Genomic DNA, 7,065 nt, shown 5'->3' with positions numbered 1-7,065 from the left:
AGCTTGAGATTGCCCCAGGTGATATACGAGTCATCCTTGCCGAAGGGCACCCAGAACACGCTGATCAGGTTGGCGGTGGTATCTGGATTGCCATTGGGCGTGTAGCGCACCGGATCGGGCGAACCGGTACTGAGCAGGTGGCCCACGACCACGCCGTAGCTCTGCTTGAAGACATACGTGGCGGTAAGCGTCTGGTCGTGCACGTTGCCGCGCGAACGGGAAAACAGCGTCGGGTCGGAGGGGCTGGCAAACGTGCTGCCGTATTTCCGCTTCTCGAGGATGTTCGAATAAGACAGCTGCACGATGTGCTCGCGGTCTCCCAGGTACTGGTAGCTGACGTCGTAGCCGAGGTCGGTGATGTCGTCCTTGGGACCACCGTTGCGCGGAAGCTCGCGCTTGGTGGTCAGTCCTACCAGGCCCGCGGAGAAGTACTGGCTCTTCATGTCCTTCATGTAGGCGAAGCGGAAGTAGCCGGTGTCGCTGAGCTTGCCCGGATCGCCCGCGACGTTGTAGCCGAGATGGTCCTGGAGCGATGTGGGCATGGAATTGTACGTACCTACCTCGCCGTACCAGTTGTTATCGAACAGCGCGTATACGGTGGCGCCGATCACGCGGCTGGCCGGGGCATTGGAGGCGGAGAAATTCAGCAGGGTGCCGGTGACGCCGGCAGGGGAGACGGTATTCGACGCCGACAATGCGTTCAGGGGGTCGTCGAAGCCGGGGGAGTTGTTCACGCTCACGCCCAGCAAGAATTCCTTGCCGGCAACCTTCAGTTCCTTGGCCACGAAACGAAGATCCACATTGCGCAGTATCGTGTTGTAGGTGTCGTGGCCGGTGTGGTCGGCCTCGACCTTGACGAAGCCGCCCACGTTGTCGGACACGCGGCCGGCGAGGTAGAGATCGCCTTCGGAAAGGTTAGTGGTGCTCTCGCCCTTGGCCGGGGCCGTATGGGTTTCGGTCAGCTGCATGGACACCGGGATCTTGGTCCCGTTGCCGTCGCTATCGGTGTAGCCACCCATCTTGAAGCGCAAGCCGTAGGGCGTGAGCATCGGGCCGCCGGGGCCGCCGCCATACGCGGCGGCGTGGCAGTCGGCGCATGAGGAACCGGTTTGCCGTGCATAGGCCGGCACCGCCTGGGCACCGCCGCTTACCAGCAACAGCAACAACGCGAGCGCGCACCACAACGGCCAGGGGCGTGGCCGGCGGGTCGCGCGACGGATGGTGGTGGACAACATGGAAACTCCTTGTCTCGGGTAAGGGCGGGGCATCAGCGGCGCCGTGCCGGCAACATCGCGCGCAACACCCGGTCGCGCACCACGAAATGGTGATAGAGGGCGCCCACTACGTGCAGGCAAACCAGGGCCAGCAAAATCCACGCGGCATCGGTGTGCCACGCCTGCAGCTGGTCGGCGAGGTCTTCATCGGGGGCGACGAGGGCAGGCAAGGTGAGTCCGAAAAAATGCACCGGCAAGTCCTGGGCATTGCTCAAAGCCCAGCCCAGGAGCGGCAGCACCAGCAGGATGCCGTAGAGCGCCACATGGGTAAGGCCTGCCGCCCAGCGCAACGTCCAGTGGGACTCGTGAAGCGGTGGAAGCTTGCCCAGGCGGATGCGCAGCGCCACCCGTACGAAGAACAAAAGGAAGACGATCAGGCCGAAGTGGCGGTGTCCCTCGAGCAGCCACATGCGTACCGCCCGTCCGTCAAGCTGGTCGCGGGTGAGGATGAACGTCGCCGCCAGCAACACGAAAAGCACGGTGAGCCAGTGCAAGGCCACCAATTTCCTGGGGCGCGCCGGGGCGCTTTCGTTGGTCTCCGGTGCCATGGCCTTCACTACCCTTCGTCATGCCACGTTTGCCCTGTTACCCGCAGCGTCAGGCCCGATGGCCGGTCACCGCCCGTGGGCGCCTAGTGTCGGTGAGTGCCGGAGGCGTGCCGGAAGGTTGCATGCAGGCACGGCACCCGTCGCCCGGGAGGCGGCGCAACCTTTCCCCATGCGGCTGGCACTCAATCACGAGGGTTGTCCCCGTGCATCGCGAGAACTGGCCAAGGCCCATGGAAATCGAACGCATCCAGTTGCAAAAGCACGGCGACCACCGCGGCATGCTGGTCGCCCTGGAGCAGGAACGGAACGTTCCCTTCCAGATAAAGCGCGTGTACTACCTGTTCTCCACGCGCGAGAAAGTGCACCGCGGGCAGCATGCGCACCGGCACCTGAACCAGCTCGCCGTGTGCGTGCGCGGTTCGGTGAAGTTGCTCCTGGACGACGGTACCGGCCCCACCGAGGTCGTACTGGACGACCCCGCCCATGGCCTGCTGCTGGGCCGCATGGTATGGCGCGAGCTCTACGACTTCAGCGATGACTGCGTGCTGATGGTGCTGGCCGACCAACTCTACGATCCGGCCGACTACATCACCGACTACAGCGACTTCCTCCGTGAGGTGAAGGCCGCGATGTTCGTGGAGGACATGGCCGCATGCCTAAGCCGCTAGTGCTCGTCGGAGCCGGCGAGTTCGCACGCATCGCACTGGAATACTTCGAACACGACAGCGACCGGGATGTCGCCGCGTTCAGTGTCGAGCGTGAATACATCGTCGCCGACAGGATCGAGGGACGGCCGGTAGTGGCGTATGAAACGCTCGAATACGACTTCCCGCCCGATGAATTCGACGTTTTCGTGGCGGTGCCGGCGAGCGGGCTCAATCGCCTTCGTACGAGGTTGTTCCTCGATGCCAGGCGGCGCGGCTACACCTGTGCCACATACATCAGTTCACGCGCCTTCGTGTGGCGTAACGCCGAGATTGGGCAGAACTGCTTCATCTTCGAAAACAACGTGGTGCAGCCATTCGTTCGCATCGGCGACAATTGCATCCTCTGGAGCGGCAACCACGTAGGCCACCGCACGGTGGTGCACGACAACGTGTTCGTGGCCTCCCATGCGGTCATTTCAGGCTATTGCGAGATCGGCGCGGGCAGTTTCGTGGGTGTCAATGCCACCTTCAACGATCACGTCAAGGTGGCCGCCGACAACGTGATCGGCGCCGGCGCACTGGTAACGCGCGATACCGAAGCCGGGCGGGTATACGTCGGCTCTCCCGCGCGCGCGGTGCCGGGCAAGTCCAGCCTCGATGTCGGGATCTAGCAGCCGTGCGCACGTGGAGCAGACAAGGGTTGGTATTCCAGACCGCTCGGCAGGGCGTCGGCGGCTGGATGCGGCATTCCGCGCTCACTCCCACGCCCTGGCGGCTGGATGAGGAAACCATTCGCGTCTTCGCCGGCTTCCGCGATACTGAAGGCGTGAGCCGCATTGGCTATGTCGATGTGCTGGCGGAAGATCCATCCACCATCGTGCGCGTGGGCGCCGAGCCCGTGCTGGATATCGGCCGCAACGGCTGTTTCGACGACAACGGGGTGATCCTGGGCGACGTGGTGGATACCCCCGATGGACTGCACATGTTCTATGTGGGTTTCCAGCGCGTGGCCAAGGCCAAGTTCCTGGCCTTTACCGGGCTTGCCGTTTCGAAGGATCGGGGCTTGAGTTTTTCCCGCGTGCAGGACACGCCGATCCTCGATCGCGCGCCGGGGCGGAGCACCATTGCCGCGGTGCATACGGCGTCGTATGACGACGGCCATTGGCGGCTCTGGTACGCCGCGGGCGACGACTGGGAATACATCGGTGGCACGCCCTTTCCGCGTTACCACATTCGCCACGTCGCCACCGCCGACCTGCACTCGATTCCCCGCGTGGATGACACCTGCCTGGTTCCGCGCGGCACCGAATACCGGATCGGACGGCCACGCGTTTACCGCGACGGCGGCCGCTACGCCATGTACTTCACGCGCGGCAACGTCACCGGCGAATATTTCCCGGGCGTGGCCGAAAGCCGTGACGGCATCAGCTGGGAGCGCCGCGACGAGGCCTTCGGCCTGGCGCTGTCCACCGATGGCTGGGATTCGCAGGTGATCTGCTACCCGTCGCTGCTGGCGCACCGCGACAAGCTGCTGATGTTCTACAACGGCAACGACATGGGCTTCGATGGCTTCGGCGTGGCCGTGGCCGCGCGTGGCGGTTTCGAAGGTGGCGCGCATGTTCACGGTTAGGCGCTATGACCCTTCCGATGCCACGGCATGGGATGCCCTGGTGATGCATTCTCGCAATGGCAACCTGCTGCACCGCCGCGGCTACATGGACTACCACGCCCACCGCTTCGCCGATGCCTCGCTGGTGATTGAACGCGATGGCGACTTCGTCGCGGTGTTTCCGGCCAACCGGCAGCAGGACACGGTATCGAGCCACGGTGGCCTGACCTATGCGGGCCTGATCTCCGGCCATGCGTTGCGCGCCGAGGCGACGCTCGCCGTCTTCGGCGACATCCGCGATTTCTATCGCGAGGCCGGCGTCAAAGCGGTGCAATACAAGGCTGTACCGCACGTCTTCCACGCCTACCCGGCCGAGGAAGACCTCTACGCCCTGCATCGATGCGGCGCGCGGCTGGCCCGGCGCGACCTGTCTTCGGTCATTCCACTGCGCCAGGCCCATGCCCTGACCCAGGGCAGGAAGGCGGCGGGCAACAAGGCAAGGAAGGCCGGCGTGGTGCGGCAGGAAGGCAATGATCCTTCCCGGTTCCATGCGCTGCTGGCTGAAGTGCTCCAGCGCCACGACGTCACTCCCACGCATTCGCTGCCGGAACTGCGCCTGTTGCAGGGCCGCTTCCCACGCCAGATCGTCCTGCACGAAGCACACCGCGAAGGCGAGCTGCTTGCCGGCGTGCTGGTGTACGACTTCGGCCACGCGGTGCATACGCAATACATGGCGGTGTCCGTCGAAGGGCGGCAGGTGGATGCCTTGAGCTTCCTTCTGGTGGATCTGATCGGGGGTGTCTATGCCGATCGAACGAATTTCACCTTCGGCATCTCCACCGCCCAGGGCGGCCAGGTACTGAACGGGGGACTGGTGGCGCAGAAGGAATTCTTCGGTGCACGTGCCGTCGTCCACGACATCTACGACTGGGTGCTGTGATGGACGTGCCCTTCCTGAGCCTCAAGGACGTCAACGCCGGCTATGCCGACGAACTGAAGGCCGCCGCCGCCCGCGTGATCGACTCAGGCTGGTATGTGCTGGGCGAGGAACTGGCGGCGTTCGAAGGTGAATTCGCCGCCTGGTGCGGCGTCGGCCATGCGGTGGGCGTGGGCAATGGGTTGGACGCACTGGCCCTGATCCTTCGTGCCTACAAACAGTTGGGCAGGCTGCGCGAGGGCGACGAGGTAATCGTGCCCGCCAACACGTTCATCGCCAGCTTCCTGGCCATCAGCGAGAACCGCTTGGTGCCGGTGCCGGTGGACCCGGACGCGGCGAGCTTCAACCTCGACCCAGCCTGCGTGGAACGGGCGATCGGCCCGCGCACCCGGGCGATCATGCCGGTGCACCTGTACGGCCAGCTCGCCGACATCAGCGCGCTACCCGCCCTGGCCCGGCGCCACAAGCTGCTGTTGATCGAAGACGCCGCCCAGGCCCATGGCGCCTCGGCGGACGGCCGCAAAGCCGGCTCCTTCGGAGATGCGGCGGCCTTCAGCTTCTTTCCCACCAAGAACCTGGGCGCCCTGGGCGATGGCGGCGCGGTGGTGACCAACGACGACCGCCTTGCGATGTGCGTGGCAGCCCTGCGCAACTATGGCTCGGAGGCGAAGTACCAGCACCTTTACCAGGGGCTCAATTCCCGGCTGGATGAAATGCAGGCGGCGATGCTGCGGGTGAAGCTCAAGTACGTCGAGGAAGACTCGGCCTGGCGCCGCCATGTGGCACGGCGCTATCGCCAGGGCATCCGCCATCCGGAGATCGCCCTGCCGGTAGTGCCCTGGGAAGAACGCCACGCCTGGCATCTTTTCGTGGTGCGCTGCCGGGCGCGTGACGCCCTGCAGCGTCACCTGCAGGCCCATGGCGTTCAGAGCCAGGTGCATTACCCCGTGCCGCCCCACCTGCAGCCAGCCTACGAAGGGCTTGCCCGGGCCAGGTTGCCGGTGACCGAGCTGCTGCAGCGCGAAGTGCTGAGCCTGCCGATGGGGCCCACCTTGCGCGAGGCCGACGTCGATCGGGTGATCCGTGCCTGCCAGTCGTTCGAATGCCCGCCATGAACATCGTGCGCGCCAGCGTCTACAGCGGCATCGCCACCGCGGCCAAGCTGGTGGCCGCGCTTGTGGTGGTGAAACTGGTGGCTTCCTTCGCAGGCCCCGTCGGCGTGGGGCGGCTGGGCCAGTTCGTCAGCCTGGTTTCCCTGCTGGCGGTACTGGCCGGCGGCGGCATCAGCGCCGGTATCGTGAAATACGTGGCGGAGTATCGCCACGACCAGGAGCGTCTCTCGCGCCTGCTGGCCGCGGCGCTCTGGTACGCCTTCTGCGCCTCTTGCCTGATGGCTTGCGTGGCGCTGGCGTTCAGCCGGCCGCTGGCCACGTGGCTGCTGGGCGATCCGGGCTACGCCAGCCTGGTGCGGGTACTGGCGGTGGCGCTGCTTGGCATCGCCCTGGTCAATTACATCCTGGCGGTAATCAACGGCTTCCTGGACGTACGCCGCCTGGCCTTCGTGCAGGTTTCAGGTTCGCTGCTGGGCATCGTGCTGGTGGTATGGCTTTCGCAGTGGCTTGGCCTGTACGGCGCGCTGCTGGCGCTGGTAGCCGGGCAAGTGATCCTGCTGCTGGTGGCCCTGCCTGCGTGGTGGCGCAGCGACTACTTCCGGCGCGACATGCTGCGCATGCGCTTCGATAGCGAGATGACCCGGCGCCTGGCGCTGTTCTCGGTGATGACATTGTCCTCCGCGCTGCTCCCGCCGCTGGTGAACATTGCCGTACGGGACCACCTGGCCGCCCAGTTCGGCTGGGAACAGGTCGGCTACTGGCAAGCAGTGACGCGGGTATCGGATGCCTACCTGCTATTCCTCACCACGGCGATCAACATCTATTACCTGCCCAAGCTTGCCGCCACGGGCGAACGCGGCGCGCTGATGACGGAGCTGCGCAACGGTTTTCGCTACCTGATGCCGGCGGTGGTGGTACTGGCGTTGGGCGTCTACCTG

Annotated in this window: 8 protein-coding genes; 6 read left to right on the top strand and 2 right to left on the bottom strand. The window is 65.1% G+C overall.

Going from position 1 to position 7,065, the window contains the following annotated elements:
• Both VK519_RS08795 and VK519_RS08790 read right to left on the bottom strand, forming a co-directional pair.
• The coding region (locus tag VK519_RS08795; RefSeq protein WP_324349105.1) for a cytochrome C at positions 1 to 1,235 on the bottom strand (1,235 nt) is incomplete at its 3' end.
• 32 nt (positions 1,236 to 1,267) lie between these two features.
• On the bottom strand, positions 1,268 to 1,822 hold the full coding sequence (locus VK519_RS08790; RefSeq protein WP_324349103.1) for a cytochrome b: 555 nt from the start codon (positions 1,820 to 1,822) through the stop codon (positions 1,268 to 1,270).
• A 230-nt stretch (positions 1,823 to 2,052) separates the two neighbouring features.
• On the opposite strand from VK519_RS08790, the gene VK519_RS08785 reads away from it, so the two are divergent.
• The 6 genes from VK519_RS08785 to VK519_RS08760 form a co-directional block, all read left to right on the top strand.
• Positions 2,053 to 2,490: a sugar 3,4-ketoisomerase gene (locus VK519_RS08785; RefSeq protein WP_324349101.1), complete on the top strand. Its 438-nt coding sequence runs from the start codon at positions 2,053 to 2,055 to the stop codon at positions 2,488 to 2,490.
• Entirely contained in the window at positions 2,475 to 3,140 is a 666-nt protein-coding gene (locus VK519_RS08780; RefSeq protein ID WP_324349099.1) for an acetyltransferase, read from the top strand. Before VK519_RS08785 ends, VK519_RS08780 begins: the two co-directional genes overlap by 16 nt.
• A gap of 5 nt (positions 3,141 to 3,145) precedes the next feature.
• Entirely contained in the window at positions 3,146 to 4,099 is a 954-nt protein-coding gene (locus VK519_RS08775) for a glycoside hydrolase family protein (RefSeq protein WP_324349097.1), read from the top strand.
• Positions 4,086 to 5,018, top strand: a complete 933-nt coding sequence (locus tag VK519_RS08770) for a GNAT family N-acetyltransferase (protein WP_324349095.1) — start codon at positions 4,086 to 4,088, stop codon at positions 5,016 to 5,018. The genes VK519_RS08775 and VK519_RS08770 overlap by 14 nt, the downstream gene beginning before the upstream one ends.
• Complete coding sequence (locus VK519_RS08765; protein ID WP_324349093.1) at positions 5,018 to 6,130, top strand: DegT/DnrJ/EryC1/StrS family aminotransferase; 1,113 nt, start codon at positions 5,018 to 5,020, stop codon at positions 6,128 to 6,130. Before VK519_RS08770 ends, VK519_RS08765 begins: the two co-directional genes overlap by 1 nt.
• The coding region (locus VK519_RS08760) for an O-antigen translocase (protein WP_324349091.1) at positions 6,127 to 7,065 on the top strand (939 nt) is incomplete at its 3' end. The genes VK519_RS08765 and VK519_RS08760, both read left to right, overlap by 4 nt.

The sequence above is a fragment of the Pinirhizobacter sp. genome (assembly GCF_035317885.1).
Classification (GTDB): Bacteria; Pseudomonadota; Gammaproteobacteria; order Xanthomonadales; family Rhodanobacteraceae; genus Pinirhizobacter.
The sequence above is the reverse complement of the archived record's forward strand: the minus strand, read 5'-3'. Positions and strand labels throughout refer to the sequence as shown.

Excerpts from the sequence above, each read along its gene's own strand:
- VK519_RS08785 (WP_324349101.1), top strand. The coding sequence starts at position 2,053 with ATGGAAATCGAACGCATCCAGTTGCAAAAGCACGGCGACCACCGCGGC.
- VK519_RS08790 (WP_324349103.1), bottom strand. The coding sequence starts at position 1,822 with ATGGCACCGGAGACCAACGAAAGCGCCCCGGCGCGCCCCAGGAAATTG.
- VK519_RS08780 (WP_324349099.1), top strand. The coding sequence starts at position 2,475 with ATGCCTAAGCCGCTAGTGCTCGTCGGAGCCGGCGAGTTCGCACGCATC.
- VK519_RS08770 (WP_324349095.1), top strand. The coding sequence starts at position 4,086 with ATGTTCACGGTTAGGCGCTATGACCCTTCCGATGCCACGGCATGGGAT.
- VK519_RS08765 (WP_324349093.1), top strand. The coding sequence starts at position 5,018 with ATGGACGTGCCCTTCCTGAGCCTCAAGGACGTCAACGCCGGCTATGCC.